The organism is Streptomyces sp. 6N223 (assembly GCF_052246635.1).
In the GTDB taxonomy this organism is placed as follows: domain Bacteria; phylum Actinomycetota; class Actinomycetes; order Streptomycetales; family Streptomycetaceae; genus Streptomyces.
Window position 1 is genome coordinate 153,188 of record NZ_JBQQCA010000004.1, and the last position, 26,053, is coordinate 179,240.

Annotated in this window: 28 protein-coding genes and 1 pseudogene; 22 read left to right on the forward strand and 7 right to left on the reverse strand. The window is 69.8% G+C overall.

All coding sequences use genetic code 11. From position 1 onward, the window contains the following. Positions 1-102 precede the first annotated feature (102 nt). Together ACTWQH_RS04930 and mca are read right to left on the reverse strand one after the other, a co-directional pair. Positions 103-324, reverse strand: coding sequence for a hypothetical protein (locus ACTWQH_RS04930; RefSeq protein WP_443285071.1), 222 nt, complete (start codon positions 322-324; stop codon positions 103-105). A 4-nt stretch (positions 325-328) separates the two neighbouring features. Further along, positions 329-1,207 carry a mycothiol conjugate amidase Mca gene (mca, locus tag ACTWQH_RS04935; RefSeq protein WP_443285072.1) on the reverse strand — a complete coding sequence of 293 codons (879 nt, stop codon included), beginning with the start codon at positions 1,205-1,207 and terminating at the stop codon, positions 329-331. A gap of 114 nt (positions 1,208-1,321) precedes the next feature. On the opposite strand from mca, the gene ACTWQH_RS04940 reads away from it, so the two are divergent. The 3 genes from ACTWQH_RS04940 to ACTWQH_RS04950 all read left to right on the forward strand — a co-directional run bounded on the left by ACTWQH_RS04940 (position 1,322) and on the right by ACTWQH_RS04950 (position 4,866). Then, a complete protein-coding gene (locus tag ACTWQH_RS04940; RefSeq protein ID WP_443285073.1) occupies positions 1,322-1,738 on the forward strand; it encodes a DUF4307 domain-containing protein in 417 nt (138 codons plus the stop codon). Positions 1,739-2,262: 524 nt separating this feature from the next. Further along, positions 2,263-2,760 carry a transcription elongation factor GreA gene (gene greA / locus ACTWQH_RS04945; RefSeq protein ID WP_443285074.1) on the forward strand — a complete coding sequence of 166 codons (498 nt, stop codon included), beginning with the start codon at positions 2,263-2,265 and terminating at the stop codon, positions 2,758-2,760. A gap of 72 nt (positions 2,761-2,832) precedes the next feature. Next, positions 2,833-4,866, forward strand: a complete 2,034-nt coding sequence (locus ACTWQH_RS04950) for a thioredoxin domain-containing protein (RefSeq protein WP_443285075.1) — start codon at positions 2,833-2,835, stop codon at positions 4,864-4,866. Positions 4,867-4,885: 19 nt separating this feature from the next. Here ACTWQH_RS04950 and ACTWQH_RS04955 read toward each other — a convergent pair whose 3' ends face one another. Together ACTWQH_RS04955 and trhA are read right to left on the reverse strand one after the other, a co-directional pair. Continuing rightward, positions 4,886-5,689 carry a VOC family protein gene (locus ACTWQH_RS04955; RefSeq protein ID WP_443285076.1) on the reverse strand — a complete coding sequence of 268 codons (804 nt, stop codon included), beginning with the start codon at positions 5,687-5,689 and terminating at the stop codon, positions 4,886-4,888. 138 nt (positions 5,690-5,827) lie between these two features. Further along, positions 5,828-6,589 carry a PAQR family membrane homeostasis protein TrhA gene (gene trhA, locus ACTWQH_RS04960; RefSeq protein WP_443285077.1) on the reverse strand — a complete coding sequence of 254 codons (762 nt, stop codon included), beginning with the start codon at positions 6,587-6,589 and terminating at the stop codon, positions 5,828-5,830. 163 nt (positions 6,590-6,752) lie between these two features. Here trhA and ACTWQH_RS04965 point away from each other — a divergent pair, with 163 nt between their 5' ends. The 5 genes from ACTWQH_RS04965 to ACTWQH_RS04985 all read left to right on the forward strand — a co-directional run bounded on the left by ACTWQH_RS04965 (position 6,753) and on the right by ACTWQH_RS04985 (position 13,393). Continuing rightward, positions 6,753-8,612 (forward strand): phosphoenolpyruvate carboxykinase (GTP), encoded by a 1,860-nt coding sequence (locus tag ACTWQH_RS04965; protein ID WP_443285078.1) that lies wholly within the window; start codon positions 6,753-6,755, stop codon positions 8,610-8,612. Between the two features lie 149 nt (positions 8,613-8,761). Further along, the gene (locus tag ACTWQH_RS04970; protein ID WP_443285079.1) at positions 8,762-9,415 is read left to right on the forward strand and encodes a hypothetical protein; all 654 of its coding nucleotides are present in this window, start codon (positions 8,762-8,764) and stop codon (positions 9,413-9,415) included. Positions 9,416-9,459: 44 nt separating this feature from the next. Next, positions 9,460-10,506 (forward strand): hypothetical protein, encoded by a 1,047-nt coding sequence (locus tag ACTWQH_RS04975; protein ID WP_443285080.1) that lies wholly within the window; start codon positions 9,460-9,462, stop codon positions 10,504-10,506. A gap of 128 nt (positions 10,507-10,634) precedes the next feature. After that, the gene (locus ACTWQH_RS04980) at positions 10,635-12,755 is read left to right on the forward strand and encodes a hypothetical protein (protein ID WP_443285081.1); all 2,121 of its coding nucleotides are present in this window, start codon (positions 10,635-10,637) and stop codon (positions 12,753-12,755) included. 41 nt (positions 12,756-12,796) lie between these two features. Next, positions 12,797-13,393 (forward strand): hypothetical protein, encoded by a 597-nt coding sequence (locus ACTWQH_RS04985; RefSeq protein ID WP_443285082.1) that lies wholly within the window; start codon positions 12,797-12,799, stop codon positions 13,391-13,393. A 14-nt stretch (positions 13,394-13,407) separates the two neighbouring features. On the opposite strand, the gene ACTWQH_RS04990 is transcribed toward ACTWQH_RS04985, so the two are convergent. Next, positions 13,408-13,770 (reverse strand): MmcQ/YjbR family DNA-binding protein, encoded by a 363-nt coding sequence (locus ACTWQH_RS04990; protein WP_443285083.1) that lies wholly within the window; start codon positions 13,768-13,770, stop codon positions 13,408-13,410. A 74-nt stretch (positions 13,771-13,844) separates the two neighbouring features. Continuing rightward, complete coding sequence (locus ACTWQH_RS04995; protein WP_443285084.1) at positions 13,845-14,351, reverse strand: ATP-binding protein; 507 nt, start codon at positions 14,349-14,351, stop codon at positions 13,845-13,847. 185 nt (positions 14,352-14,536) lie between these two features. On the opposite strand from ACTWQH_RS04995, the pseudogene ACTWQH_RS05000 reads away from it, so the two are divergent. From ACTWQH_RS05000 to ACTWQH_RS05025, 6 genes and pseudogenes are all read left to right on the forward strand, one after another. After that, a pseudogene (locus ACTWQH_RS05000) lies at positions 14,537-14,752 on the forward strand (helix-turn-helix domain-containing protein); the annotation flags it as partial. 18 nt (positions 14,753-14,770) lie between these two features. Continuing rightward, positions 14,771-15,415 carry a DUF5753 domain-containing protein gene (locus ACTWQH_RS05005; RefSeq protein WP_443285148.1) on the forward strand — a complete coding sequence of 215 codons (645 nt, stop codon included), beginning with the start codon at positions 14,771-14,773 and terminating at the stop codon, positions 15,413-15,415. A 9-nt stretch (positions 15,416-15,424) separates the two neighbouring features. Further along, positions 15,425-15,625: a DUF397 domain-containing protein gene (locus ACTWQH_RS05010; protein WP_443285085.1), complete on the forward strand. Its 201-nt coding sequence runs from the start codon at positions 15,425-15,427 to the stop codon at positions 15,623-15,625. A 139-nt stretch (positions 15,626-15,764) separates the two neighbouring features. Continuing rightward, entirely contained in the window at positions 15,765-15,953 is a 189-nt protein-coding gene (locus ACTWQH_RS05015) for a hypothetical protein (RefSeq protein WP_443285086.1), read from the forward strand. Continuing rightward, positions 15,946-16,512, forward strand: coding sequence for an RNA polymerase sigma factor (locus tag ACTWQH_RS05020; RefSeq protein ID WP_443285087.1), 567 nt, complete (start codon positions 15,946-15,948; stop codon positions 16,510-16,512). Before ACTWQH_RS05015 ends, ACTWQH_RS05020 begins: the two co-directional genes overlap by 8 nt. Further along, positions 16,509-16,820, forward strand: a complete 312-nt coding sequence (locus ACTWQH_RS05025; RefSeq protein WP_443285088.1) for a hypothetical protein — start codon at positions 16,509-16,511, stop codon at positions 16,818-16,820. Before ACTWQH_RS05020 ends, ACTWQH_RS05025 begins: the two co-directional genes overlap by 4 nt. A gap of 58 nt (positions 16,821-16,878) precedes the next feature. Here the strand turns inward: ACTWQH_RS05025 and ACTWQH_RS05030 are convergent, their stop codons facing one another. Continuing rightward, complete coding sequence (locus tag ACTWQH_RS05030) at positions 16,879-18,090, reverse strand: pyridoxal phosphate-dependent aminotransferase (protein ID WP_443285089.1); 1,212 nt, start codon at positions 18,088-18,090, stop codon at positions 16,879-16,881. A 216-nt stretch (positions 18,091-18,306) separates the two neighbouring features. Between ACTWQH_RS05030 and ACTWQH_RS05035 the strand changes: the two genes are divergently transcribed. The 8 genes from ACTWQH_RS05035 to ACTWQH_RS05070 all read left to right on the forward strand — a co-directional run bounded on the left by ACTWQH_RS05035 (position 18,307) and on the right by ACTWQH_RS05070 (position 26,049). Next, on the forward strand, positions 18,307-19,620 hold the full coding sequence (locus tag ACTWQH_RS05035; protein WP_443285090.1) for an amino acid deaminase: 1,314 nt from the start codon (positions 18,307-18,309) through the stop codon (positions 19,618-19,620). 233 nt (positions 19,621-19,853) lie between these two features. Further along, positions 19,854-20,759 (forward strand): hypothetical protein, encoded by a 906-nt coding sequence (locus ACTWQH_RS05040; RefSeq protein WP_443285091.1) that lies wholly within the window; start codon positions 19,854-19,856, stop codon positions 20,757-20,759. A 112-nt stretch (positions 20,760-20,871) separates the two neighbouring features. Then, positions 20,872-21,627, forward strand: coding sequence for a Flp pilus assembly protein CpaB (cpaB, locus tag ACTWQH_RS05045; RefSeq protein ID WP_443285092.1), 756 nt, complete (start codon positions 20,872-20,874; stop codon positions 21,625-21,627). 119 nt (positions 21,628-21,746) lie between these two features. Further along, entirely contained in the window at positions 21,747-22,973 is a 1,227-nt protein-coding gene (locus ACTWQH_RS05050; protein WP_443285093.1) for an AAA family ATPase, read from the forward strand. Then, complete coding sequence (locus tag ACTWQH_RS05055; protein WP_443285094.1) at positions 22,970-23,341, forward strand: TadE/TadG family type IV pilus assembly protein; 372 nt, start codon at positions 22,970-22,972, stop codon at positions 23,339-23,341. Before ACTWQH_RS05050 ends, ACTWQH_RS05055 begins: the two co-directional genes overlap by 4 nt. After that, positions 23,338-23,694, forward strand: a complete 357-nt coding sequence (locus ACTWQH_RS05060; protein WP_443285095.1) for a TadE/TadG family type IV pilus assembly protein — start codon at positions 23,338-23,340, stop codon at positions 23,692-23,694. The genes ACTWQH_RS05055 and ACTWQH_RS05060 overlap by 4 nt, the downstream gene beginning before the upstream one ends. 15 nt (positions 23,695-23,709) lie before the next feature. Then, positions 23,710-25,050 carry a CpaF family protein gene (locus tag ACTWQH_RS05065; protein WP_443285096.1) on the forward strand — a complete coding sequence of 447 codons (1,341 nt, stop codon included), beginning with the start codon at positions 23,710-23,712 and terminating at the stop codon, positions 25,048-25,050. Positions 25,051-25,062: 12 nt separating this feature from the next. Beyond that, complete coding sequence (locus ACTWQH_RS05070; RefSeq protein WP_443285149.1) at positions 25,063-26,049, forward strand: type II secretion system F family protein; 987 nt, start codon at positions 25,063-25,065, stop codon at positions 26,047-26,049. The last annotated feature ends 4 nt before the right edge of the window (positions 26,050-26,053 follow it).

Consider the following 26,053-nt stretch of genomic DNA (forward strand, 5'->3'; position numbering starts at 1 on the left):
GTCCGGGGCGCGGCGGGCGTCCCGGGCGTCGAAGGGTTCACAACGGTCGATCGTGTCGGAGTCGAGTGGTCGAGTGGTCGAAGGGTCGGACGACTCAGGCACTCAGGCCGAGGAGGAGGTGGCCCGCGCGGACGACCGCTCGCCACCGGCGGCGGCTCGCTCGGCGTCCTCCTCCTGGAAGTCGATCTTCCCCAGGTGCTTGCTCATGGACTTCAGCAGAATCCACACGCCCACGCCCAGGACGGCGAAGACGATGAAGCCCAGCACCCCCGGCGTCACCGTGTACTCGTCCAACTCCTTGGCGAGGGGTAGCAAATCAATCATGATCTCAATTCTGTCGGATGCCTGCGAACAGATCGGACTCGGGGAGTGAAGTATCCACCCGAGATCGGGCCAGCTCATAGTCCTCGGTCGGCCAGACCTCCTGCTGGAGCTCCATCGGCACCTTGAACCAGCCGCCGTCCGGGTCGATCTGCGTGGCATGCGCGATCAACGCCTTGTCGCGGACCGGGAAGAACTCCGCGCACGGCACCCGCGTGGTCAGCTCGCGCTCCGGCCGCTTGTCGGTGAACTCGTCCCAGCGCTCAAGCCACTCGCCGTACGGCGACTCGAGTCCCCGCGCCAGCATGGCGTTGTGCAGGGCCAGGGTGCGCGGCCGGTTGAAGCCCTGGTTGTAGTAGAGCTTCAGCGGCTGCCAGGGCTCGCCCGCGTCCGGGTAGCGCGCCGGGTCCCCCGCGGCCTCGAACGCCACCATCGACACCTTGTGGGTCATGATGTGGTCCGGGTGCGGATACCCGCCGTTCTCGTCATAGGTGGTCATCACGTGCGGCCGGAAGGAACGGACCAGCCGCACCAGCGCCCCGGCCGCCACCTCCACCTCCTGGAGGGCGAAGCAGCCCTCGGGCAGCGGCGGCAGCGGGTCGCCCTCCGGCAGGCCGGAGTCGACGAAGCCCAGCCACTCCTGCTTGACGCCCAGGATCTCCCGGGCCTCGGCCATCTCCTTCGCCCGCACCTCGTGGATGTGCTCCTCGATGTACGGGTCCCCCTGGAGCTTGGGATTGAGAATGGAGCCCCGCTCGCCACCGGTGCAGGTGGCGACCAGCACGTCCACGCCTTCGGACACGTACTTGGCCATCGTCGCCGCGCCCTTGCTGGACTCGTCGTCCGGATGGGCGTGCACGGCCATGAGTCGCAGCTGTTCAGTCAAGGATCGGTCCTCGTCGTAGTCGTCCGGCACACGCCTTCTATAGTGACCGATGGACCAACGCCTCTATTCCCGATTTTCTCTCCGACCGCTCCCGGCTCCCTGAGGACAACCGCCATGGCCAACGCCGCCGAGCCCCGCGCGGAACTCCCGCAGGGTCGGTACGGCCGCTCCGCCTCGGACAGCGCACGCACCGACCGGCGGCTGAAGATCATCGGCTTCGTGCTCGGCGCCGCGCTGCTGGCGTTCACCGCCTGGGCCGGGGTGTCGTACATCTCCGAGCAGCGCGTCTCCGGCGAGCTGACGACGTTCGACGTGATCTCCGACAAGGAGGTCGAGCTGAGCCTCGCGGTCCGCAAGCCCTCGGACGCGGTCGGGGTGTGCACGGTCCGCGCCCAGGCCGAGGACGGCCTGGAGGTCGGGCGGGCGGACTTCCGCTTCACCGACGACACCGGCGAGATCCACCGCTCGCTCACGCTGCGGACGACGGAGCGCGCCACCGCGATCGAGCTGCTGGGCTGCTCCGAGCCCTAGCCGAGGCCTGGCCGAGCCCTCGCCGAGCCCTGAGCCGATCACCCGGGCCGCGCCGAACCCGCGGGCGAGCTGCCCGGCGACGCCGCCGACCGCGCCCGCCGCGCCGGAGACGAAGACCACGTCCCCGGAGCCGACCCGGGCGGTCTCGGTGACGGCGATGTACGCGGTCAGGCCGGTCGTCCCGGGGGCGCCGAAGTTCTCCGGGGGCGGTTCGCCGACGGGGCGGGTTGCCAGGCGGGACTCGCGGCTGACGATCGCGTTGTCGCTCACGGGCGGCCACGCTCGGCGGCGCTACCCTGTGGGGGTATGCGACCTGCGCCGGAGGCCGGGCGAGATCGTCGACGGGCCTCAGGGTTTGTGCGCGGCAGCGGAGGGTAATCCTTCCGAACATCGATCGGCATTGTTAGAGTCGAGATTTCGATCGATGATCCGCCCGCCCAGGATCGCAACCATCCGGGTCGGGCGTCCTTTTTATCGCTCTGACCGTTTGTAGTCCCTCTCGTACCATCACCCGAGGAGCACCTGTGACCCAGACCAGCGACACTGTCACCTGGCTGACCCAGGAGGCGTATGACCAGCTCAAGGCGGAGCTGGATCACTTGTCGGGTCCCGCACGCGTGGAGATCGCCAAGAAGATCGAGCAGGCGCGAGAAGAGGGCGACCTCAAGGAGAACGCCGGGTATCACGCGGCCAAGGAGGAGCAGGGCAAGATGGAGGCGCGCGTGCGCCAGCTCACCCAGCTCCTGGAGAGTGCGCGCGTCGGGGAGGCCCCCGCCGACACGGGCGTGGTGGCGCCGGGCATGGTCGTGACCATCGCCTTCGACGGTGACGAGGACGACACGCTGACCTTCCTCCTCGCGTCCCGCGAGTTCGCCACCTCGGACATCGAGACCTACTCGCCGCAGTCCCCGCTGGGCAGCGGCGTCAACGGGAAGAAGGTCGGCCAGGAAGCGGAGTACGAGCTTCCCAACGGCAGCAGGACCCGCGTGAAGGTGATGGAGGCCAAGCCCTACCAGGCGTAGCGCGACGGCGGCACGGCGGATCGACCCCGGGACGGACGTGACGCCCGTCCCGGTCGGCGTCACCATGGAGACATGGCAAACCGACTCGCCGCAGAGACATCCCCCTACCTGCTGCAGCACGCGGACAACCCCGTGGAGTGGTGGCCCTGGTGCGCCGAGGCCTTCACCGAGGCCCGCCGCCGCGACGTGCCCGTCCTGCTGAGCGTCGGCTACGCCAGCTGCCACTGGTGCCACGTCATGGCCCGCGAGAGTTTCGCGGACGCCGCCACCGCCGCGTACCTCAACGAGCACTTCGTGCCGGTGAAGGTCGACCGCGAGGAGCGGCCGGACGTCGACTCGGTGTACATGGACGCGGTGCAGGCGGCGACAGGCCAGGGCGGCTGGCCGATGACCGTCTTCATGACCGCCGAGGGCGAGCCGTTCTACTTCGGCACCTACTTCCCGCCCGAGCCCCGGCCCGGCATCCCCTCCTTCACGCAGCTGCTGCAGGGCGTGCACGCCGCGTGGACCGAGCGGCGCGGCGAGGTCGACGGGGTCGCGGCGCACATCGCCCGCGAGCTGGCCGGGCGCGAGCTGTCCTACGCCTCGCCGCGCCCGCCCGGCGCGGACGAGCTGGCCGCCGCCGTCGCCGGCCTCGACCGGGAGTTCGACGCCGCGCACGGCGGCTTCGGCCGGGCGCCGAAGTTCCCTCCCGCGATGGCGCTGGAGTTCCTGCTGCGCCACCACGCCCGCACCGGCTCCTCCCGGGCGCTGGCGCTGGTAGAGCAGACCTGCGGGGCCATGGCGCGCGGCGGCATCTACGACCAGCTCGGCGGCGGCTTCGCCCGCTACGCGGTGGACGCGTCCTGGACCGTGCCGCACTTCGAGAAGATGCTCTACGACAACGCCCTCCTCGGCCGCGTCTACACCCACCTGTGGCGGGCCACCGGCTCCTCGCTGGCGCGCCGCGTCGCGCTGGAGACGGCCGACTTCATGGTGCGGGAGCTGCGCACCGCCGAGGGCGGCTTCGCCTCGGCGCTCGACGCCGACAGCGAGACGGAGGACGGCGGCCACGCCGAGGGCGCCTACTACGTGTGGACGCCCGACCAGCTCCGAGAGGCGTTCGGCGGTGACGACCGGACGGCCCGGCTGGCGGCCGGGGTGTTCGGCGTGACGGAGGAGGGCACCTTCGAGGAGGGCGCCTCGGTGCTGCGGCTCCACGGCGACGAGGCACCGGCCGAGCTGCGCGAAGCCCTGCTCGCCGTCCGCGAACGCCGCGCCCGCCCCGAGCGCGACGACAAGGTGATCGCCGCCTGGAACGGCCTGGCCATCGCCGCCCTCGCCGAGACCGGCGCCTGCCTGGACCGCCCGGACCTGGTCGAGGCCGCCGCCGACGCCGCCGAGCTGCTGGTCGCAGTGCACCTCACCGGCTCCGACGCCCCCGCGCGCCTCGTCCGCACCTCCCGCGGCGGGAGCGCCGGCCCGAGCGCCGGGGTGCTGGAGGACTACGCCGACGTGGCCGAAGGCTTCCTCACGCTCTACGCCGTGACCGGCGCCACGCGCTGGCTCGGCCACGCCGAGGCGCTGCTGGAGACCGTCCTGACCCGCTTCACCAGCCCGGACGGCGCGCTGTACGACACGGCCGACGACGCCGAGCCGCTCATCCGGCGCCCCCAGGACCCCACCGACGGCGCCACCCCGGCGGGCTGGACCGCCACCGCCGGTGCCCTGCTCTCCTACGCCGCCTACACCGGCAGCGCCCGGCACCGCAACGCGGCCGAGCGGGCACTCGGCATCGTCACCGCGCTCGGCACCCGCGCTCCCCGCTTCATCGGCTGGGGCCTGGCCGTCGCCGAGGCCGCGCTGGACGGCCCCCGCGAGGTGGCGATCGTCGGTCCCCGCCAGGACCCGGAGACGGCCGCGCTGCACCGGGCCGCGCTGCACGCCACCGCCCCCGGCGCCGTCGTGGCCGTCGGCGACCCTGCGGAGTCCGGGGCCCCCGGCACGCCGCCGCTGCTCGCCGACCGGCCGCTGCGCGAGGGCCGCCCGGCGGCGTACGTCTGCCGCCGCTTCGCCTGCGAGGCGCCGACCACCGACCCGGCCGCCCTCGCCGAGCAGCTGCGCTGACGCCCTCCGCTCCCTTCGCTCACTCCATGGGCTGGGGCTTCAGCACCACGAAGTCGGCCCCGGCCGGGTCGAGGCAGACGGCCAGCCGCCCCACGCCCTCCGCGTCCTCGGGCCCCATCTGCACGCTGCCGCCGCGCTCGGTGACGCGCGCGACGGTGGCGTCGCAGTCCTCCACCGCGAACACCGGGTGCCAGTACGCCCGGCCGCCGGTCAGCGACAGGTCCCGGGCGCGGAGCTGCATCATGCCGCCGTGCATCTCGTCCTGCCCGGCGCCGGACGGGCCGATCAGCGTGTACGTCCCGCCGTCCCCGGGCAGCGGCATGTCCTGCGTCTCCCAGCCGAAGAGGCCGCCGTAGAACGCCTTGGCCGCGTCGGAGTCCGTCGTGTAGAGCTCGATCCAGATCAGCGCGCCCGGCTCGTCGGTGGCCTGCAGCCCTCCGTCCTTGCCCGGCTGCATGACGGCGAACTGACCCCCCTGCGGATCGGTGAGCTGCGCCATGCGGCCGCCGTCCTCCTCCCCGACGTCGAACGGCGCGGCCCGCACCATGCCGCCCGCGTCCCGCACCGCCTGCGTCGTGCCGTCGGCGTCCTCGGTGGCGAAATAGACCATCCAGGCCGAACGCGCCCCCTCCTCGGTGAGCGGCCCGGCCGCACACACCGTCCTGCCGTTCAGCCGGAACAGGCCATACCCGCCCGCTTCCGGCCCCATCGGGCTGAACTCCCAGCCGAACACCGTTCCGTAGAAGTTCGCCGCCGCGGCGACGTCGGGGGCGCCCAGATCCAGCCAGCACGGCGAACCGGGCACGAAGTCCTTCGCGATCACAGCCAGTCCCTTCCTCGTGACCTTGTGGAATCGAGACTGGCACGGGCCACTGACAATCGCCGCCCGGCCGGTCCGTTCGAGGCACAAGCCGGGCGAAGCGCCCGCTGGACGGCGTAGCGCAACGCAGGGGCGCTGCTGTCAGGCGTGCCGGTAGGCGACGAGAGATATCCCCACGTAATGGACGACGAAGGCGGCGAGTGTGAACGAGTGGAACAGCTCGTGGAAGCCGAACCAGCGCGGCCACGGATCCGGCCGCTTGAGCCCGTAGATCACGCCGCCCATGCTGTAGAGCAGGCCGCCGGCGACCACCAGCGACAGCACCGCGACGCCGCCCGCGCGCAGGAAGTCCGGCAGGAAGAAGAGTGCGGCCCAGCCGAGCGCTATGTAGCACGGCGTGTACAGCCAGCGCGGAGCGCCGACCCAGAAGACGCGGAACGCGATACCCACGCTCGCCCCCGCCCAGATCCCCCACAGCAGGATCTGCTCGCGCGCGCCGTCCAGCAGCAGGATCGTGAAGGGCGTATACGTCCCCGCGATGATCAGGAAGATGTTGGCGTGGTCGAGCCGCCGCAGCAGCGCGGTGGCGCGCGGGCCCCAGTCGCCCCGGTGGTAGAGCGCACTGACGCCGAAGAGCAGGCAGGCGGTGAGCGTGTAGACGGCGCAGGCCACGCGCCCGCGCGGGCTGTCGGCGAGGGCCGAGAGGAAGAGGCCGGCGACCAGCGCGGCGGGGAACATGCCCGCGTGCAGCCAGCCACGCAGGCGCGGCTTGGCTGCGGGCGCTGCGGGCCCTGCTGCGGGCGCGGCCGTCGCTGCGGTCACCGCGGGCGTTTCTGGCGCGTCGAGCAGCGGCGCGGGCGTTGCTGCCGCGGCGCGGGCGGCATCCGGGGCGGGCCGAGTCATGCATTGATGCTAGCGACGCCGTCGCCCATGCTCACTTGAGCACGACTGGACACAGACGAGTAAAAAGGGGAGTATCAGATGAGCGCCATCCCTATCCAATGAGCGCGCATCGCCCAACTCAAAACGCCCATCCTCACCCTCACCCTCACCACCTGGAGCGAACGTGACGCTGACAGACGCCGGTGCCGTCGCCGCCCCCACCCGCCACCGGGAGCTCGCCGCCTGGGTCGACGAGATCGCCGCCCTGACGCAGCCCGACGAGGTCGTCTGGTGCGACGGCTCGCAGCAGGAGTACGACCGCCTGTGCGCCCAGCTCGTCGCCGCCGGCACCTTCACGCCGCTCAACGCCGACAAGCGGCCCGGCTCCTTCTACGCCGCCTCGGACCCGACCGACGTGGCCCGGGTCGAGGACCGCACCTTCATCTGCTCCGAGCGGGAGGAGGACGCGGGCCCCACCAACAACTGGCTGGCCCCTGCCCGCATGCGCGAGATCTTCACGGGCTCCGATGGCCTTTTCCGCGGCGCGATGCGCGGCCGGACCATGTACGTCGTCCCGTTCTGCATGGGCCCGCTCGGCTCCCCCCTCTCCGCGCTGGGCGTCGAGATCACCGACTCCGCCTACGTCGCCGTCGCCATGCGCACCATGACCCGCATGGGCAGCGCCGTGCTCAAAGCCCTCGGCGAGGACGGCGCCTTCGTTCGTGCGATCCACTCCGTCGGCGTCCCCCTCGCCCCCGGCGAGCGCGACGTCCCTTGGCCCTGCAACGCCACCAAGTACATCTCGCACTTCCCCGAGACCCGCGAGATCTGGTCCTACGGCTCCGGCTACGGCGGCAACGCCCTCCTCGGCAAGAAGTGCTACGCCCTGCGCATCGCCTCGGTCATGGCCCGCGACGAGGGCTGGCTGGCCGAGCACATGCTCATCCTCAAGCTGACCCCGCCCGGCGAGGGGCGCGAGCCGCGTTACATCGCCGCCGCCTTCCCCTCCGCCTGCGGCAAGACCAACCTCGCCATGCTCCAGCCAACCCTCCCCGGCTGGACGGTGGAGACCATCGGCGACGACATCGCGTGGATGCGCTTCGGCGAGGACGGCCGCCTCTACGCCATCAACCCCGAGGCCGGCTTCTTCGGCGTCGCCCCGGGCACGGGCTGGCACACCAACGCCAACGCCATGCGCACGCTGTGGGGCAACTCCGTCTTCACGAACGTCGCCCTGACGGACGACGGCGACGTGTGGTGGGAGGGCATGACCGATGAGCCGCCCGCCCACCTGACCGACTGGCGCGGCAACTCCTGGACGCCGTCCTCGTCCACCCCCGCCGCCCACCCCAACGCCCGCTTCACCGTCCCGGCCGCGCAGTGCCCGACCATCGCCCCCGAGTGGGACGACCCGGCAGGAGTCCCCATCTCCGCCATCCTCTTCGGCGGGCGCCGCGCCACGGCCGTGCCGCTCGTCACCGAATCCTTCTCCTGGCGCCACGGCGTCTTCCTGGGCGCCTGCGTCTCCTCCGAAAAAACAGCCGCGGCCGAGGGCACGGTCGGCGAACTGCGCCGCGACCCCTTCGCGATGCTCCCCTTCTGCGGCTACAACATGGGCGACTACTTCGCCCACTGGCTGCGCGTGGGCGCCACCGCCCCCGACCCCTCCCTCCTCCCGCGCATCTACTACGTCAACTGGTTCAAGAAGGACGCCTCTTCCGACGCCTCTTCCGACGCCTCCTCCGGCCGCTACCTGTGGCCCGGCTTCGGCGAGAACATCCGCGTCCTGAAGTGGATCACCGACCGCCTCGACGGCAACGCGGAGGGCGTGACCACCCCGATCGGCACCCTCCCGACTCCGGAGGCCCTCGACACGGACGGCCTGTCCCTTTCCGCTGCCGACCTCACCCACCTCCTGGAGGTGGACCGTGAGCTGTGGCGCGAGGAGGCGTCCCTCATCCCCGCCCACCTGCGCACCTTCGGCGACCACACGCCAGACGGCCTGTGGCAGGAGCACGAGGCCCTGACATCCCGCCTCGGCTGAGCCCGCCCACCCACCCCCCGACTGGGCCCCGCACAACGGAGTGCGGGGCCCCTTTTGTGCGGGGTTGGTGACAACCCGTTCGTGAGTCAGTCCGTACCGTTACGGTGGATGCTGATGGTCCATCAACCACGAGTCAGAACGGGACCCTTGTGAAGCGCCTCATCAGAACCACCCTCATCGCGACGACAGCCACCACGGCCTTGCTCCTGACCGCGTGCGGCGGTTCGGACGACAGCTCGGGGGAGGAGATCGAAGGCGTCGACGAGGGCGGGAACGACCAGGAGCAGCAGGAGGAGACAGAGGAGCCGCAGCAGACGCCGGACGGGGTCGAGCGCCCGGAGATCGTCCTGCCGGACGGTTTCGAGAACGTCTGGGAGGACTGGGAGTCGGACGACACGACAAAGCAGGCAATCCTGCACGACGTCCGGGAGGCACAGAACGCCGTGGATCTCGCCATCATGGAGCGCGACCCAGAGGCCGATTACGTCAGCTTCTATCACTCCGCCGAAGCGCTCGTTGGCGCAAAGGACTGGATCAACGAGTTCATCGATAATGACGGGACCGTCTCAGGTACTGTCCGATACTTCAATCCGGTGGTGAGCCTTCAGGATGATTCCGGCGCGACTGTCACATACTGCGCCGATGAAAGCGAGGCAACTGCCGTAGACGTCAACTCCGGAGAGCAGTTGTCCGAGGACACCGGTCGTCCCTATGTCTGGTACTCCAGCCTCTTGAAGAAGGACGATCAGGGAGTGTGGATGACCACCGTTGTCCAATCAGAACGACGTGCGGAGTGTTCATGAGGTACCTAGCGAGGCAGGCAGCCTTAGTCCTTTCCGTCACAGGAGTGTGGCTTGCCCTGGCGACACCCGCTGGAGCCGAGCTCAACATCGGAGACGAAGATTCGCGAGAAGAGGAGGAGGGCGGACAGAGCGACGGTGTCCTCACCGCCGAAGCCTCAGCGACAAACATCACGGTGAGCGGTGACACGGGCGGTGACGGCGGCAGCCTGGAACCAATCGAAAGCAGCTGGACGCCTCCCGTCTGCTGGTACGAGCCGTGGATGACCGCAAGGCAGTTCGCGGATGCTGTCGAACAAATGGCCCGAGAGAACGGCAGGGCCCATCGTGCGCTCAACATCAACTCTCCTGCCAATGCGTTTATCGACATCTATCGGGACAATGAGCCCGAAGGATGGGCGTACAACTCTAATAGTGAATTCGAGCTCCGTGGCTACGAGAACTACAACCTCGACGCCGAGGAAGAGGGACTCTGGTGGCGCCCGGTGAAAAATCCAAACCGGGAAAGCGAGTATCAGTCCGGGAGCGACTGCGTTGAGCCCATCTTCTGGGGCGATCCGGTCGAAGTACCCGAGGTCGAAGACTCCATCACCGACGAGGTGCTCGCCGAATACGCCTACGACGAGATCGACATCCCCGAGACCGAGATTGAACTGAACCCCGAGGGCACGCAACTCGTTAACCTCCCTACCTGGATCTGGCTCAACGCATCCGACATCGAACCCCGCACCGTCCGCGCCGAGCTGCCCATCAACGGCCTGTGGGCGGAAACCACTGCCGAACCCGTCTCATTGACCATCGAACCGGGCACGGAGGACGCCGAGCTCTTCCCGTCCGACGGCGAGTGCGAGATCGACGAAGACGGCCGGATCGGCGAGCCTTACGAGCGCGGCCGCGCCGACGAGGATCCGCCGTGCGGGGTGATGTACACGCGGGCCACCCACCACGTGGACTCCTACGAGCTGACCGCCAGCCTCACCTGGGAGGTCCACTGGACCGGCTCCCAGACCGAGGGCGAGCAGCCCCTGCCCAGCGGCACCTTCGAGACCACGCACACGATCGTCGTCGACGAGTCCCAGACCATCGTCCGGTAGCGGGACACCGGTCACGGCTGGTGAACTTCGGACAGCGATCCGCTACCGTAGCCGTCGGTCAACACGTGGCCACACGCGCACGTTACAGCGGCCGGGAGGGGAGCCCGGCGGGAGGGGGCACAATTCGCATGAGCGACAACGAGAACTGGCGGAGCGCCAATCCGGATCACTTGGAGCACCTGGCGGATCTGCTGGACGCGAGCGGCAGGAGCAGGTCAATGGAAGACGTGGCCTCTCGCCTGAGCGAGATCTTCCGGGACGCCTCGGAACTCGACGCCTCGGCCGAGTTATCCCGGCTCCGGCCGCTGCTGACCTGGCTGACGGAGACGGCGCCCCAACTCCGTGAGAACGCCCGGCTCCTGCGCGGCGACGACCCTCCCCTGTGGAGCGAACTGCTCGACAGCGTGAACCCGTTCTACGACGACGGCGGCACTTACGCCCTCCGCGTGCCCGGGCAAGAGGATGCGAACGAGTTCGTCCAACTCGCGAACAACGAGGAATGGACCGAAGAAGACCTCCGCGAGATGGCCGACCTGCTCGAACAGTGGGACAACAACCCGGCCTTCGCCGGCTACCTCGTCGACGAGATGGGCATGGAGGAGTACCTGCGCCTGGCCCAGCGGATCGACCAAGCGGGCACCGAAGGGATCGGCGGCGAGGACTTACTCACGACTCTCGACACCCGCATGGGCAACGTCCTCAACGCCTCGCTCCAGGTCCCCGGACAGCCGCGCCCGCTGGTGGGCGAGGATGAGGAGGACATGACCCCGGGCTCGACCGCGTACCAGCGGTGGATCGCCACCACCGCCCAAGGCCAGCGCTACCAAGCACGCCTCTCCGCCCTCCAGGCACTCGGCGGTGACCGGCTCATCGAACCCGAGCCCGATACGTTGATGCAGGAGAACGACCCGCGCTTGGGTTACGACGTAGCCCTCGAACTCCTCGAAAGCTCGACCAGGCCCATCGACGAGCAGTTCTTCGACCAGACCATGAACCACCTCATGGATTTGGAGAGAACCAACCCGGACATCTGGAGCACCGACCGCTATCCCGTGGACGACTTCACAATGACCGAGGACGGTTGGGGCCCGAATCCCGACGCTGGATGGGGCCCGGAGAACGACGCCACCGACCGCCTCCTCGGCATCGGCGGCAACAGCAATCCGGACGCGGTCGAGGCGTTCTTCGATCCGGAGACGAACCCGGGAAATCTGGATTACTTCATTGGTGAGGGGGAGGGTGTCCGCTACGTCACATACGGAGAAGGCGACTTCGGCGCGGCGGTGGCCACATCCCCCGGCGGCTATCCGGGCCTCAATAAGGCGCTGGAGGCGGCCGCTACCGGCTATCCCCCAGGGACTGACCCGCAGCAAGGTGACCCTGGACCCTCCGAGGCCAATGCGCGTATCGCGGAACAGACGTGGAACACCTTCGCCGCCGAATATACGAGCGTTCCGTTCGCCGAAGAGATTGAAGACTCCCGGCTCGTCGAGGGAGGTCACTTCCAGTCCCTTCGCCCAGCGATGGGACAGATCGCGGCTACCTATATTCCCAGCATCCAGGGCGCGATCTCCGGGGAGAGTCTTCAGCCCACCGGCAACCCCAACCCAGCATTTGACTCTAGCGGCCATACGCAGATGCTTCTCTATGAACTTGGCAAGGATCCGGAGATCTATCATGCTGTCACCGCCGCTAATAACGCCTACACTTTTCTCACCGTCGATTACGCTATCAACGGCGACCACGACAGCGAATACGCAACGCCCTCCCAGCGTGTGGAATGGGCAACCGACGCGAGCGGCATGGTCGCAGGCATCATGACCGATTCGCGCGCCACAGCTGTGTACGCCGAGCAGACAGCGGAAGACGGGGAATTTGCCACCACGTTTGACGAAGCCAAGCAATGGGCCGATGTCGCGGCGGCCACTCTGGGCGTTGTTGTGGGCGGCGGCGCAGGGGCAGCCCTGGCCTTGGGCGCTGCCGAGGTCACCCGGTCAATCCACGGGACATTCGAAGCCGATGACACAGAAAGTGCTGCCGCACAATATAACAGACAGTATAACGAGTCCATGGCGCAGCATCGAGACCGAGTGGCGGAGATGGCGGTCAGAATAGCGGTGTCTGATCAAGGACTAAACTTTACGGCCGACGAAGTACGCGACCTTGTGCAAGGTGCTCATGATGGTTCGCAGAGTGGCTTTCTAGGAGGTTCGCTTGTGGGTCGCGGCCCACTTCAAGAAGATCAGTAGCAGTGTCACGTGATCTCTGAGCGTTTCTCCCGGAGGCGTCAATGAGGCTGGCAAAGAATTTCACGCTTATCGCGATGCTTGCGGTGTGCACTTTCTCCTGCACTAATGCCGGGGATGGCGAAAGGCGGGAATATGACATCCCCAAACCGTTGTGCAAAATAGATGTCGATCCTTCGCTTTATGGTCCTCTGTTTCCACCTGGAGAATCGGTCGACGTCACTGATTATAACGATGATATTGGAGGCGGGCATCTTAGTGCTACGGGGGAATGCATCGTTGATGTGGATGGGGCAAGGGCCATTTATATAGAGATTCGCGCGGCGGACTCATCTCTTCATTCCGGAGTTGACTTCTACTTGCTGAACTACTTGGACAGAAGGGGTGATGTTGGAACTTATACGCTCCACGATGCGCGACAGGTGGCTGATAGGCCACGCGAGACGTGGGTGTGGCCCGACTTCGCGGCCACGAGTCTCCTCTGCGCGTCGTCGAGCGTTGACTTTCCCGCCATCATCGTATCCGTGAGGCTCGACTGGGTGGGTAGCGAAGATTACAGCGAGCAGTTGCAGGACTTTATCGGGCCTTTCGCTGATGAACAGCTCCGGAGAATCGGCGAACGGGCCTGCACCCCCGCCTGACTTCAGGAACACGCCTACGCCCGGTCCAGGCGTAGCCGCTCCGCTCGTGGCAGGCCTGCCACCACCAAGTCGTAGGAGTCTTCGATCATGTCCCGGACCATTCCATCCGGGAGGGAGCCGTCGAGCGTGACCGTGTTCCAGTGGCGCTTGTTGAGGTGCCACCCCGGCGCGATTGCCGCGTGGGCGGCGCGGAGCTGGACGGCCAGGTCCGGGTGGCACTTGAGGCTCACCTTCAGCGGGTGCTCGTCCAGTGCGCTGAAGGCGAAGATCTTCCCGCCGACCTTGAACGTGGACACTCCCGGGTTTTGGGGGAAGGGGAAGTCCTCGTGGGTGCCGTTCAGGTCGAGGCAGCAGGCGCGCAGCTCGTCGGGGGTCATGCCCTCCACTATGACGTGCCCGTCACTTTGGGGATGAATGGCACGGTGTAGCCGGGCTGTTTGACCCCGATCCCTCACGCACGCGGGGAGAGCCTGCCGCCGAGCGTGAACCAGACGATCTTCCCGGGCCCGGGGACGTGGTGGCACACGCCCCAGTCGGTGGCGTAGAGGGAGATGAGGAACAGGCCGCGTCCGTGCTCGGCATCGGGGGACGGGAGGCATTCCGCGATCAGCGGGGTGCCGGGGGCCTGGTCGTGGACGACGATGCGGACGGTGCCGGTCGGGGTCCACTCACCGTGGACGGTGATGGGGGTGAGGGAAGGGCCGCCGAGCGAGGCGGTGACGGCGTTGGTGACGAGCTCGGAGGTGAGGAGGGTGGCCAGCTCGACGAGTTCCGCGCCGGTGGGCAGGGCTGGTGCGAGCGCGATGCGGACGGCGTCCCGGGCTCCGCGCACCCAGTGGGGCTGGGGCGGGAAGGTGAGCGAAAAGGCACTGACACGTGCGGCTGCGGTGGTTGGACACATGGAGGTCCGGCCTTCCTGTTGAGTCCTGTTGAGGACCCGACCGGCCAGCCGTGTCATTGCCGCGGCTCCAACGGCCTTGGTGCGCGGTGCGCTTCGGTCCTACGGACGGTCGGGGCAGGGATGCCCCTGACGCTAGGATCTGTAGTCCCAGAGTTGCAACTCACTGGAGCGGATTCACTCCATCGAGTGACTGCGCTCATATCTGGCGGTGCCACGGCTGTGCCCGTGGGGGAAGTTGAAGCATGGGACTGCGTGCGAATCCGACTCAGCAACAGAAACGCCTAGGTCAGGAGCTTCGGAAACTGCGCGAGGCGTCAGGCGTGGGGACGGCAGAGGCGTGTTCCCGGGTAGGGCTGGGCAAGCCGCACCTGAGCCACATCGAGGCCGGGCGGACAGCCTGCCCGGAGCCTCGGTTGCGGGCCTTGCTCGACGCCTACGGTTGCAGTGATGGCACTCTGACCGAGGCCCTTGTCAGGATGACGCGAGCGACGGGCAAGGGATGGTGGACGCGGTACGGCGAGGTGCTCGACGAACGAGCCCGCGACCTGGCCGAGTTGGAGTCCGCCACCGTCGCCTTCCGCTCCTTTGAATGGCTCCACGTGCCCGGTCTGCTCCAGACCCCGGACTACATGCGGGAGATCTTCGCGGGGCGGAACCCGGAGGTGTCGACCGTGCTGATCGACAAGTACATCGAGTTCCGGCTCAGGCGCCAGCAGGTCCTGACCGAGGAGCCCCTGCCCCACTACCACGCGGTCGTCCACGAGGCGGCCTTCCACATGCACTTCGTCAGCCGCAAGACGATGCGGGGCCAGCTGCAGTACCTCGTCGAGGCCGCGCAGTTCCCCAACGTCACCGTTCAGCTGCTGCCGTTCAAGGCCGGGTCATACCCGGCCATTGCCGGGGCTCCCTTCACGATCCACGATCAGGAGGCGCCTCAGCTCGCCACCGTGTACGTCGAGCAGCCCCTCAACCCGCTCTTCCTCGGCGACCGGTTCCACATCGACCAGTTCGGCACGGACTTCGCGCGCATGAGTAGCGTGTCTCTGGCGCCGCTGAATCCGACGGAGGCCCACGAGGAGAGCTCGTTCGGACTCGTGCAGCATCTGCGTTACGTCCTGTAGGAGGGGCACATGTCGAACCTCACCTGGCAGAAGTCCAGCTTCAGCACGGGCGACCCGAACCAGAACTGCCTCGAAGTGGCCCAAGGGCCCGAAGGGCACGGCGTGCGCCTCCGCGAGAGCGAGGACCCGGCCGCCGTCCTGACCACCACCCCCACCCGCCTGGCGGCGTTGCTCAGGTGCCTCCGGCAGGGGCCGGCGCTGCCGCGATGACCTCGGCTGCTCGCGACGGCCATCCTCGCGCCGCTCCGGGGGTCCTGCCGCTGGGCGAGCGGGGACGATCCCTGACCTCCGCCGACAGTTCAACGCCGTGATGTGAAGGGGCGGTTCCGGACGGGGAGGCCCTCGGGGCATGCCTGCGGCGATCTGGGCGCGGGCCGAATCCTTTCGCGCGGCCCGCGCCTCTTATACCTGGCCCGACCCAACGTCGGGCCAGGACCTGGAGGTTGTCGTGATCGTTGGCATCGGGATCGCCGTTGGCGTGGTGCTGCTCTGCGCGTGCGTGTTCGTCATGAGGCGCAGGCGAGGTGAGCGTGGCTGACTCCGCCTGGCCCAGCGAACAGCTGATCGTCGCCGCGCAGCGCGGTGATGTGGATTCGATCGCCGCGTTGGTGGCGGGCTCACACCCGAACGTGCGGCGCTTCGCCCGCTCCCTCTGCGCGACCCCGGAGGACGCCGAAGACGCGGCGCAGGAAGCCTTGATCATCCTGTACCGCAAGATCGGGATGCTGCGGGCCTCCGGCGCACTGGCGTCGTGGATGTTCCGCATCGTCCGCAACGAGTGTCTACGGCGCGCACGGATGATGACGCGGGAACACCGGGAGCACCCACCCTCGCCGGACACCGCCGTGGACTCGGCCGAGGACGAGGCGCTGCGACGCCTGGACGCGGGCAGGGTGGCGGCGGCGGTCGCCGCGCTGCCACCCGACCAGCGCCGGGTGCTGATCATGCGAGACATTCAGGGCCACAGCGGACGGACGGTCGCCGATGCGCTGGGCCTCAGCACGCCGGCGATGAAATCGCGTCTGCACCGAGCACGCGCAGCGCTGCAACACGCGCTCCGTGCCACACCTGACTCAGCTCCTGCGAGGAAACGATGACCGGGACGAAGGCTGACGGTCCCGGGTTCGCGAGCGCCTCGCTGCCCCGGCACCTGATGCGCGGCGCGGTGGGATTCGGCGCGCTGGCCGGCTCGGTCGCACTCATACCGGCCCTCGGGCCGGTCAGCCTGGTGCTCCTGCCGGCCGGTCTGCTCGCGTTGCGCGGGTGCCCGATGTGCTGGACGGTCGGGCTGGTGCAGACCATTTCCAGGGGCCGCCTGCGGCGCGCCTGCGAGGACGGCCAGTGCAAACTGGCCGTCGCGGGCGATCTCATGGATGCGGCGCCTGACAGGGCGCGGGAGCAGTAGGCCTTCCGCGAGTCGGGCCCTGCGGCGTCGGCGGAGGAGGCCGGGGAGCCATGGGCTGCTAGTACTGCGCGTACCCGTCCAGGAAGGAGCCGATCCGCTCGATCGCGTCCGACAGTTGATCGGCCTGCGGCAGGGTCACGATCCGGAAGTGATCGGGCTCCGGCCAGTTGAAGCCCGTGCCGTGCACGATCATGATCTTCTCGGCCCGCAGCAGGTCCAGGACCATCTGGCGGTCGTCCTTGATCTTGTAGACCTTCGGGTCGAGCCGCGGGAAGGCGTACAGCGCGCCCTTCGGCTTGACGCACGTCACGCCCGGGATGCGCGTCAGCATCTCGTACGCCACGTCCCGCTGCTCCCGGATCCGGCCCCCCGGCAGCACCAGCGACTCGATCGACTGGCGGCCGAAGAGCGCCGCGGCCACCGCGTGCTGGGCTGGCATATTCGCGCACAGGCGCATGTTTGCCAGGATCGTCAGACCCTCGATGTAGTTGGCGGCGTGCTTCTTCGGGCCGCAGACCGCGAGCCAGCCGCAGCGGAAACCGGCCACCCGGTAGTTCTTCGACAGGCCGTTGAAGGTCAGCGTCAGCAGGTCCGGCGCGAGAGCCGCGGTGGGGGTGTGGGTGGCGCCGTCGTAGAGGATGCGGTCGTAGATCTCGTCGGAGCACAGCACGAGGCGGTGGCGGCGGGCGACGTCGGCCAGCCGCCGGACCATCTCCTCGCTGTATACGGCCCCGGTCGGATTGTTGGGGTTGATCACGACCAGGGCCTTGGTCCGGTCGGTGATCTTGCGCTCGATGTCGGCCACGTCCGGCATCCACTCCGCCTGCTCGTCGCAGCGGTAGTGCACCGCGCGCCCGCCCGCCAGCGCGACCGAGGCGGTCCACAGCGGATAGTCGGGAGCCGGGACGAGCACCTCGTCGCCGTCGTCCAGCAGCGCCTGCATGGACATCTGGATCAGCTCGGAGACGCCGTTGCCCAGGTAGACGTCCTCGACCGAGAGCATGATGCCCTTGGTCTGGTAGTGCTGCATCACCGCGCGCCGCGCGGCCAGCAGCCCCTTCGCGTCGCCGTACCCGTGGGCCTCGCCGACGTTGCGGAGGACGTCCTCCAGGATCTCCGGCGGGCACTCGAAGCCGAACGCCGCCGGGTTGCCCGTGTTGAGCTTCAGGATGCGGTGGCCCGCCGCCTCAAGCCGCATCGCCTCTTCGAGCACCGGGCCACGGATCTCGTAGCAGACGTTGGCGAGCTTGGTTGACTGGATCACCTGCATGCCCGCCACCTTACGGCCGTGTAACGCCGGGCGCGCTGTGTTTTCCCCCACCCAGGTGGTGGAAGAGGCTCTCAGACGGGGGGAGCAAGGATGCGCCACAGCATGACCCTTTCGTCGCGCTCCGTTGACCCAACCCTTACTCGGTGCTAGGTAGAGTCCTGCTGTGGCAGCCATGGGGGCCGCGCTGCCGCGCGCACTCGGTGACTCGGAGTTTCTATGCACATCGCCATGCAGGTCGCGATGGACAGGCTCGCACTCGACAGACTCGGAGAGGAGGTCGTCGACCACCGCTTCAAGGGGCTCCCGCCCGACGCGGCCGGGATCACCGTCCGCGAGCTGGCGGCACAGCGGCGCGACCTCTACGCCGGCGGGTTCACCACGCCGATCCTCACGCTCTCCGCCGAGGCGGTCGACCACAACCTCCGCTGCCTCGACCGCTTCGCCAGCCGCCACGGCCTGGCGCTCGCGCCGCACGGCAAGACCACCATGGCGCCGCAGCTCTTCCACCGGCAGCTCGAACACGGCGCCTGGGGCATCACCCTCGCCGTGCCGCACCAGGTGCGGGTCGCCCGCGCCTTCGGGGTGCGGCGTGTCTTCCTCGCCAACGAGGTGGTCGACCCCGCCGCCCTGTCCTGGCTCGCCGCCGAGCTGCGCGCCGATCCCTGCTTCCGCTTCATCTGCTACGCCGACTCGGTGCGGGGCGTCTCGCTGATGGACGCCGCGCTGCGGACGACGGCTCGCAGGGGACCGCGGGCCCGCCCGCTGGAGGTGGTGGTCGAGCTCGGCGTCCCCGGCGGCCGCACCGGAGTGCGCGGCCCGGGCGAGGCGGCGGCCGTCGCCGATGCCATCGCGCGCACGGACACCCTGCGCCTCGTCGGCGTCGCCGGGTACGAGGGCGAGGTGCCGAACGCCGACCCCGTCGCCGTGCGCCGCTGGCTGAGGGAGCTCTGCTCGCTGGCCGTGGCGTTCGACCGGGCCGGCCGCTTCGCCGACCTCGACGAGATCGTCGTCAGCGCGGGCGGCAGCGCCTGGTTCGACGTGGTCGCGGAGGTCTTCGACGCCATGCCCGATCTCTCCCGCCCGGTGACGAAGATGCTGCGCTCGGGGGCGTACCTCAGCCACGACGACGGGCACTACCGCACGGTCACGCCGTTCAACCGCATCCCCAAGGAGGGCTCGCTGCTGCCCGCCTTCCGCCTCTGGGCTCAGGTGATCTCCCGCCCCGAGCCGGGCCTGGCCCTCCTCAACGCCGGCAAGCGGGACATCGCGTACGACATGGGCCTGCCGCAGGTGCAGGCGGTCCGTGAGCCGGACGGCCGGGTGCGCGGCGCGGGCGGGCTCAGCCTGACGCGCCTCGCCGACCAGCACGCCTTCCTCGCGGGCCCGGCGGGCAGCTCCGTCATGCCCCGCGTCGGGGACTGGGTGGCGCTGGGCATGTCCCACCCCTGCACGATCTTCGAGAAGTGGCCGATGATCCCGCTGGTCGCCGGGGCCGGCACCGTCGTGGACTACGTCCGCACCTTCTTCTGACCTGTATCTGACCGGTGTCCGGCCGATGTCCGGCTGATTTCCGCCGCAACAAACCTCGCATCCCGCGCATCTGTAGGGGTGGGGTGTGCCGGGAGACAGGGGGTCCCGGCACATTTCCCCCAGTGCTCCGCTGTTTACGCGCGGGGGTATGTCGATAAGCTGCCCAACTGGCGAGACTCTCAACGCGAGACACTCAACGACGTCACGTCAGGTCGAGGCCCAGGGGGAGCGGCATGCCGATTGCCATCGCGGTCACCAGCGCCGACCTCGTGCTGCCGCCCACGGACCAGCACACCCCCGGCGCCCACGTGCTGACCCCGCCCGGGCAGCAGGACTTCGCCGCCGCCCTCGCCGAGGTCGGCGCCCTGCTGCAGCGGCACGGCTACCTCATCGCGCTCTATCCCGCGACCACGCCCCGCGCCCACGTGCAGCGGCTGCACGCGGTGCGCGCCATGCTGGAGTCCGACCGCATCGCGCTGCTGCCCAGCGCCCTGCCGCCGCTCGGCACCGCCGTCCTCGTGCGGCAGCTGCGTCAGCTCTCCGTCTGCGACTTCAGCCCCGGCGTGCTCGGCGCCGCCGCACGCCTCCTCGCGCACTACATCTACGCCGGGGCGCTGCTCGGCTCCGCCGCCCGGCTCGACCGCCTGCCCGTCGCCCTGCCGCAGCCCGTGCCGGGCGGGGCGCGCCCGCCCGCCGGCCAGTGCGCGGTGCTGGCCGGGCCCACGCCGCAGCTCGTCCAGGCGGACGGCGAGGGCGCCCTGGCCGGGCCCCAGTTCTCCACCGCCCTCACCTACGCGCCCGGCAGCCTCGGCAGCGAGTGGGTGACCGGGCGTCTGGCGCGGCAGTGGCACGTGCAGGCCGTCCACCCGGTGCCGATGCCCGCCTCCTCCGCCACCTGGTGGGCCACGCCCAAGATCGTGGAGTTCGCCGCGGCCATCCCCGACGTCTCGCTCCTCTACCAGATGGTCAGCTCGGTGCGTCAGGAGGCGTGTCACTGGTGCGGGCTGACGCTGATCGGCGACCGCTGCGCGTTCTGCTCGGCGCCCGTCGCCCAGCCAGAACGCCGCCCCCGGGCCATAGCGGCAGGCGCGGGCGCGCGCCGCCGGGCCCTCGCCCCGGGCGCGGGACGCGCCGGATGACGCGGCATGACGCACGGAGGACGCCGGATGGCGCCCGGACGACGACGGACGGCGACGGACGACGCCGGATGACGCCGAAGAACCCAGAAGGCAGACAAGGTAGACACGTCTCATGAACGCTCGTCAGCGACGCGGCCTGGTGCTGCTGGTCGTCTCCGTCCTGCTCGCGCTTGCGGCGTTCGCCGGCGTGATCGCCGTGATCGACGACGTGGAGTCCAAGGTCGGCCCCGAGGCCACGGCGTACGAGCTGAGCGAGGACGTGGAGCCCTACGAGGAACTGACGCCCGACCAGCTCCGCAAGGTGACCATGCCCGAGCGGTACATACCGCGGTCGGCCGTCACCGAGCTCGGCCAGATCGAGGACCAGGTGGCGGTGGGCCCGCTGCGCGAAGGCTCCCTGCTGCAGACCGACATGATCACCGACCGTCCGGAACTCGACGCCGGCCAGCAGGAGATAGCGGTCATGATCGACGCCTCCACCGGCGTGGCCGGGAAGATCTATCCGGGCGCGCTGATCAACATGTACGCCGCGTTCGAGGTGCAGGGCAGCTCCGGCACGGAGGAGAACTCCTTCGAGATGGTGCGGCTGATGGTCAACAACGCCGAGGTGATCGAGGTCGGCGACCTCACCGAGGTGGAGGACGACGAGGACAACACCACCGAGGCGGTGCCGATCACCTTCGCCCTCGACAACGAGGACGCGCAGCGCGTCACCTTCGCCGAGGCGTTCGCCGAGGAGGTCCGGTTGGCGCTGGTCGCCCCCGGGGACGAGGAGGAGGTTCCGGACGAGGAGCGCAGCTACACCATCATTGGTGACAGCCTCGGCGATCCCCACGCGGATCCGGGGACACTGTTCCCTCCGGAATGATCCCGGAATGATTCCCGAATGAGGGGCCGCGAAGTGGGCAGATCCGGCGTGAGTGGCGTTCGCGGCGTTCGCGGCGTGAGCGGCGCAAGCGGCACGAACAGCAGGCGCAGGTGGGAGAGATGACGACGCGCATTCTGCCGGCGGTGGGGGACCCGGACACCGCCCGCTCCCTGATCACGCTGCTCAGCCAGCTCCCCGACAGCGAGCCGCTGCGCTCCGTCCCCGACTCCTCCACCCTGCTCGACACCCTCGCGGCCCTCACCCACGAGACCGTCGGCGACCTGCCCGACGTCGTCGTGGTGCACGAGGGCATCGGCCCGCTGCCCGCGCTGGAACTGATCCGCGAGGTGGCGTTGCGCTTCCCCGCCGTCGGCGTGGTCCTCGTCTCCGCCGACGCCACCGCCGGGCTGTACTCGGCGGCCATGGACGCGGGCGCCCGCGGCCTGGTCGGGCTGCCGCTGGCGTACGACGAACTGGCCGCCCGGGTCGCCGCCGCCGCCCAGTGGGCCGTCGGGATGCGCCGGCACCTGGGCGCCGAGCAGCAGGCCGTCAGCGGGCCCGGGGGACAGATCATCACCGTCTCCGGCGCCAAGGGCGGCGTCGGGGCCACGCTGGTCGCCACGCAGCTCGCGCTGGCCGCCCAGACCGCCGGCCCGCCGGAACGCGGCGCCATCCTCGTCGACCTCGACCTGCTCTGCGGCGACGTCGGCTCCTACTTCGACGTGCAGTTCCGGCGTTCGGTCGCCGACCTCGCCGGGATCGCCGACATCTCGCCGCAGGTCCTGGCCGAGGCCGTCTTCGCCCACGACACGGGCCTGTCCATGCTGATCGCCCCGGCCGAGGGCGAGCGCGGCGAGGACGTCACCGACGCCACCGCCCGCCAGCTGCTGACGGCCGTCCGCTCGCGCTACGACGTGGTCGTGGTCGACTGCGGCTGCCAGATGAACAGCGCCAACGCCGCCGCCGTGGAGATGGCCGACACCGCCGTGCTCGTCACCACGCCCGACGTGATCTCGGTCCGTGCGGTCAACCGCATGGTGCGGATGTGGGACCGGCTGCGCATCCGCAAGGCGTCCGAGACCCTCACGGTCGTCAACCGCCTCGGGCGCACCAGCCACATCCAGCCGCAGCTCATCTCCCGGATCACCGGCACGCAGGTGGCGCGCAGCGTGATCCCCGCCAACTTCCGCGAGCTGCAGGAGGCGATGGACGCCGGCCGCATCCAGGACCTGGACCCGCGCGGCCCGGTGCGGCGCGCCATGTGGTCGCTCGCCGCCGAACTCGGTCTGACCGCAGCGGAGTCCACGGCGGCGGGCGGCGGCAGACGCCGGGGCAGACGCGGATGACCAGGGGCCAACGGGATCGCGGCGCGGTGCTGGTGGAGTTCGCCGGGCTCTTCCCGCTCATCCTGGTGATGTTCGCCGCGATCTGGCAGTGCGTCGTCATCGGTTACGCCTTCTCGCTGGCCGGGAACGCCGCCGACACCGGCGCGCGGGCGGCGTCCGGCGCGTCGGGGGGAGAGGCGGAGGCGGCGTGCGAGGCGGCCGCGCTGGAGCACGTGCCGGGCGGGTGGGACGCCGAGGTCTCCTGCCCGCTGGAGGGCAACCTCCGCAAGGCCACCGTCGACCTGCAGGTCCCCGTCCTCTTCCCCGGCGCGTTCAACCTCCCGGTCACGGTCACGGGCACGGCCGGCACCACCGAGGAGGGGCCGTGAGTCCCCGCGGCCGGCGCGACCGCGGCGTCACCGCCGTGGAGTTCGCGGGCTGGGTGCCGATCCTGCTGATCGTCGCGCTCGCCGCGTTGCAGCTCGGCATCGTCGGGTACGCCGCGCTCCAGGCCGGCACCGCCGCGCGCGCCGCCGCCCGCACCGCCTCGCAGGAGGAGATCGCCGACGAGGCCGCGGCCGACGGGCGGGCCGCGATCAACGGCTCGCTCACCGTCGACATCGCGATCGACCCCTGCGGCGATGAGGCCACGGCCACGGCCCGCGTCACCATCCCGTCCGTCATACCGTTCATCGACGACTTTGACGAGGCGAGCCGCACCGTCACCATGCCGTGTGACTGAAAGGAGGCACCGCAGATGAGCCTCAGGTCCCGCGTACAGGCCCCGGACGAGTCGGCCCGCGTCGGCTCGGGCGACAGCCGCCTCGTCGCGACCTACCGCGCCAAGCTGCTGGAGGAGATCGACCTCGCCGAGATGTCATCCCTCGGCACGGCCGACCGCCGCGACCGCCTGGAGCGCGTGCTCGGCCACATCCTCAGCCGCGAGGGCCCGGTCCTGTCCACCCAGGCCCGCGCCCTCCTCATCCGCCGCGTCGTCGACGAGGCGCTGGGCCTCGGCATCCTCGAACCCCTCCTCGAGGACGCCTCCATCACCGAGATCATGGTCAACGGCCACGAGCAGATCTACGTCGAACGCTCCGGCCGCGTCGAGCGCCTCCCCCTCCGCTTCGCCTCCGAGGAGCAGCTGCTCCAGACCATCGAACGCATCGTCTCCGCCGTCAACCGCCGCGTCGACGAGTCGAACCCGATGGTCGACGCCCGCCTGCCCACCGGCGAGCGCGTCAACGTCATCATCCCGCCGCTCTCCCTCTCCGGCGCCACCCTCACCATCCGCCGCTTCCCCCGCGCCTACACCCTCGCCGAGCTCGTCGAGTTCGCCACCCTCGACGAGCACATCGTGATGCTGCTCTCCGGCCTGGTGCGGGCCAAGTTCAACATCATCGTCTCCGGCGGCACCGGCGCCGGGAAGACGACGCTCCTCAACGCCCTCTCCGGCCTCATCCCGGACGGCGAACGCATCGTCACCGTCGAGGACGCCGCCGAGCTCCAGCTCCAGCAGGACCACGTCATCCGCCTCGAATCCCGCCCGCCCAACATCGAGGGCAAGGGCGAGGTCACCATCCGCGATCTCGTGCGCAACTCGCTGCGCATGCGCCCCGACCGCATCATCGTCGGCGAGGTGCGCGGCGGCGAGACCCTCGACATGCTCCAGGCCATGTCCACCGGCCACGACGGCTCCCTCGCCACCGTCCACGCCAACAGCGCCGAGGACGGCCTGCTGCGCCTGCAGACCCTCGCCTCCATGTCCGAGCTCCAGGTGCCGTTCGAGGCGCTCCGCGACCAGATCAACAGCGCCGTGGACGTGCTCGTCCAGCTCGTTCGCCACCCCGACGGCTCCCGCCGCCTCTCGGAGATCGTGGTGCTCGCCTCACGCGGCCGCGAGCCGTTCCGCGTCGCCACCATCGCCGAGTTCGAGCCCGAGCCGATGACGATGGGCGGCAAGGTCCAGGGCCGCTTCCGCCACCACCCCATCCCGCGCGCCGTCGCCGACCGCCTCTACCTCGCCGGGGAGCAGATCCCGCAGGCGTTCGGCGTTCACCTCGACGACAGCCACCTCAGCACGAGGGAGGCAAGCTGACCCATGGACTCCATGGACCGCACCCAGCTCACCCAACTCACCGTCGCCCTGGCCGCGCTCGCGCTCATCGCCGCCATCGCGGGCCTGCTGCTGTACGCCTCGGGCCGCGCGCAGCGCCGCGCGCTGCTGGAGCGGCTGGCCGGGCCCGAGCCCGCGCCCGCCGACGCCCGGCCGCTGCCCGCCCTGACGGGCGCGCCCGGCGCGACGTCCCGCCCGCGCCGCTTCACCGGGCTCGACCGGCGGCTGCGCGACACCCGGCTCGGGCGCCGCCTGCGGCTGCGGCTGTCCGCCACCGGCCTGGACCTGACCGTCGGCGAGTACGTGGCGTACGTGCTCGGCGCCGTCGCCGCGCTGTGGGTCATCGGCTCCTTCGTCCTCGCCCCCTTCTTCGGCCCGGTCTGCGGCCTGGTCGCGCTGTGGGGCGGCCACCTCTTCCTCAACTGGCAGCGCGCCCGCCGCACCGAGCGGTTCATCGGCCAGCTCCCCGAGCTGGCGCGGCTCATCGCCAACGGCACGGCCGCCGGGCTCGCCATGCGGACCGCGCTGTCCATGGCCGCCGAGGAGATGGACGACCCGGCCGGGTCCGAGCTCGCCATCGTCGCCAACCAGCTCGCCGTCGGCCGATCCCTGGAGGAGGCCCTCGACGAGCTCGGCCAGCGCCTGCCCTCCCGCGAGCTCAACGTCCTCGTGACCACCCTCATCCTCGCCAACCGCGCCGGCGGCACCATCGTCTCCTCCCTCCGCAACCTCACCGAGACCCTGGAGGAGCGCAAGGAGACCCGCCGCGAGGTGCGGACCATGCTGGCCGAGATCAACGCCACCGCCGTCACCATTCCGCTGCTCGGCGTCGGCGCGCTGCTGCTGATCAACGCCGCGCAGCCCGGCGCGCTCGGCCGCGTCACCGACAGCCCGGGCGGCCAGATCGCCATGATCGTGGCCCTGGCGATGTACGTCGTAGGCTTCATCGTCGTGCGCCGCTTCGGCCGCATCGACGTCTAGGGAG

What these genes read in the sequence shown, in the direction of transcription:
- ACTWQH_RS05010 (WP_443285085.1), top strand. Translation starts at nt 15,425, where the DNA reads ATGTCGAACCTCACCTGGCAGAAGTCCAGCTTCAGCACGGGCGACCCG.
- ACTWQH_RS04940 (WP_443285073.1), top strand. Translation starts at nt 1,322, where the DNA reads ATGGCCAACGCCGCCGAGCCCCGCGCGGAACTCCCGCAGGGTCGGTAC.
- ACTWQH_RS05070 (WP_443285149.1), top strand. Translation starts at nt 25,063, where the DNA reads ATGGACCGCACCCAGCTCACCCAACTCACCGTCGCCCTGGCCGCGCTC.
- ACTWQH_RS04995 (WP_443285084.1), bottom strand. Translation starts at nt 14,351, where the DNA reads ATGACACGGCTGGCCGGTCGGGTCCTCAACAGGACTCAACAGGAAGGC.
- ACTWQH_RS04950 (WP_443285075.1), top strand. Translation starts at nt 2,833, where the DNA reads ATGGCAAACCGACTCGCCGCAGAGACATCCCCCTACCTGCTGCAGCAC.
- ACTWQH_RS04985 (WP_443285082.1), top strand. Translation starts at nt 12,797, where the DNA reads ATGAGGCTGGCAAAGAATTTCACGCTTATCGCGATGCTTGCGGTGTGC.
- ACTWQH_RS04980 (WP_443285081.1), top strand. Translation starts at nt 10,635, where the DNA reads ATGAGCGACAACGAGAACTGGCGGAGCGCCAATCCGGATCACTTGGAG.
- ACTWQH_RS04930 (WP_443285071.1), bottom strand. Translation starts at nt 324, where the DNA reads ATGATTGATTTGCTACCCCTCGCCAAGGAGTTGGACGAGTACACGGTG.
- ACTWQH_RS04990 (WP_443285083.1), bottom strand. Translation starts at nt 13,770, where the DNA reads ATGACCCCCGACGAGCTGCGCGCCTGCTGCCTCGACCTGAACGGCACC.
- ACTWQH_RS05055 (WP_443285094.1), top strand. Translation starts at nt 22,970, where the DNA reads ATGACCAGGGGCCAACGGGATCGCGGCGCGGTGCTGGTGGAGTTCGCC.
- ACTWQH_RS05015 (WP_443285086.1), top strand. Translation starts at nt 15,765, where the DNA reads ATGCCTGCGGCGATCTGGGCGCGGGCCGAATCCTTTCGCGCGGCCCGC.
- ACTWQH_RS05065 (WP_443285096.1), top strand. Translation starts at nt 23,710, where the DNA reads ATGAGCCTCAGGTCCCGCGTACAGGCCCCGGACGAGTCGGCCCGCGTC.
- cpaB (WP_443285092.1), top strand. Translation starts at nt 20,872, where the DNA reads ATGAACGCTCGTCAGCGACGCGGCCTGGTGCTGCTGGTCGTCTCCGTC.
- ACTWQH_RS05040 (WP_443285091.1), top strand. Translation starts at nt 19,854, where the DNA reads ATGCCGATTGCCATCGCGGTCACCAGCGCCGACCTCGTGCTGCCGCCC.
- ACTWQH_RS05030 (WP_443285089.1), bottom strand. Translation starts at nt 18,090, where the DNA reads ATGCAGGTGATCCAGTCAACCAAGCTCGCCAACGTCTGCTACGAGATC.
- ACTWQH_RS05035 (WP_443285090.1), top strand. Translation starts at nt 18,307, where the DNA reads ATGCACATCGCCATGCAGGTCGCGATGGACAGGCTCGCACTCGACAGA.
- ACTWQH_RS05025 (WP_443285088.1), top strand. Translation starts at nt 16,509, where the DNA reads ATGACCGGGACGAAGGCTGACGGTCCCGGGTTCGCGAGCGCCTCGCTG.
- ACTWQH_RS05005 (WP_443285148.1), top strand. Translation starts at nt 14,771, where the DNA reads ATGACGCGAGCGACGGGCAAGGGATGGTGGACGCGGTACGGCGAGGTG.
- trhA (WP_443285077.1), bottom strand. Translation starts at nt 6,589, where the DNA reads ATGACTCGGCCCGCCCCGGATGCCGCCCGCGCCGCGGCAGCAACGCCC.
- ACTWQH_RS05050 (WP_443285093.1), top strand. Translation starts at nt 21,747, where the DNA reads ATGACGACGCGCATTCTGCCGGCGGTGGGGGACCCGGACACCGCCCGC.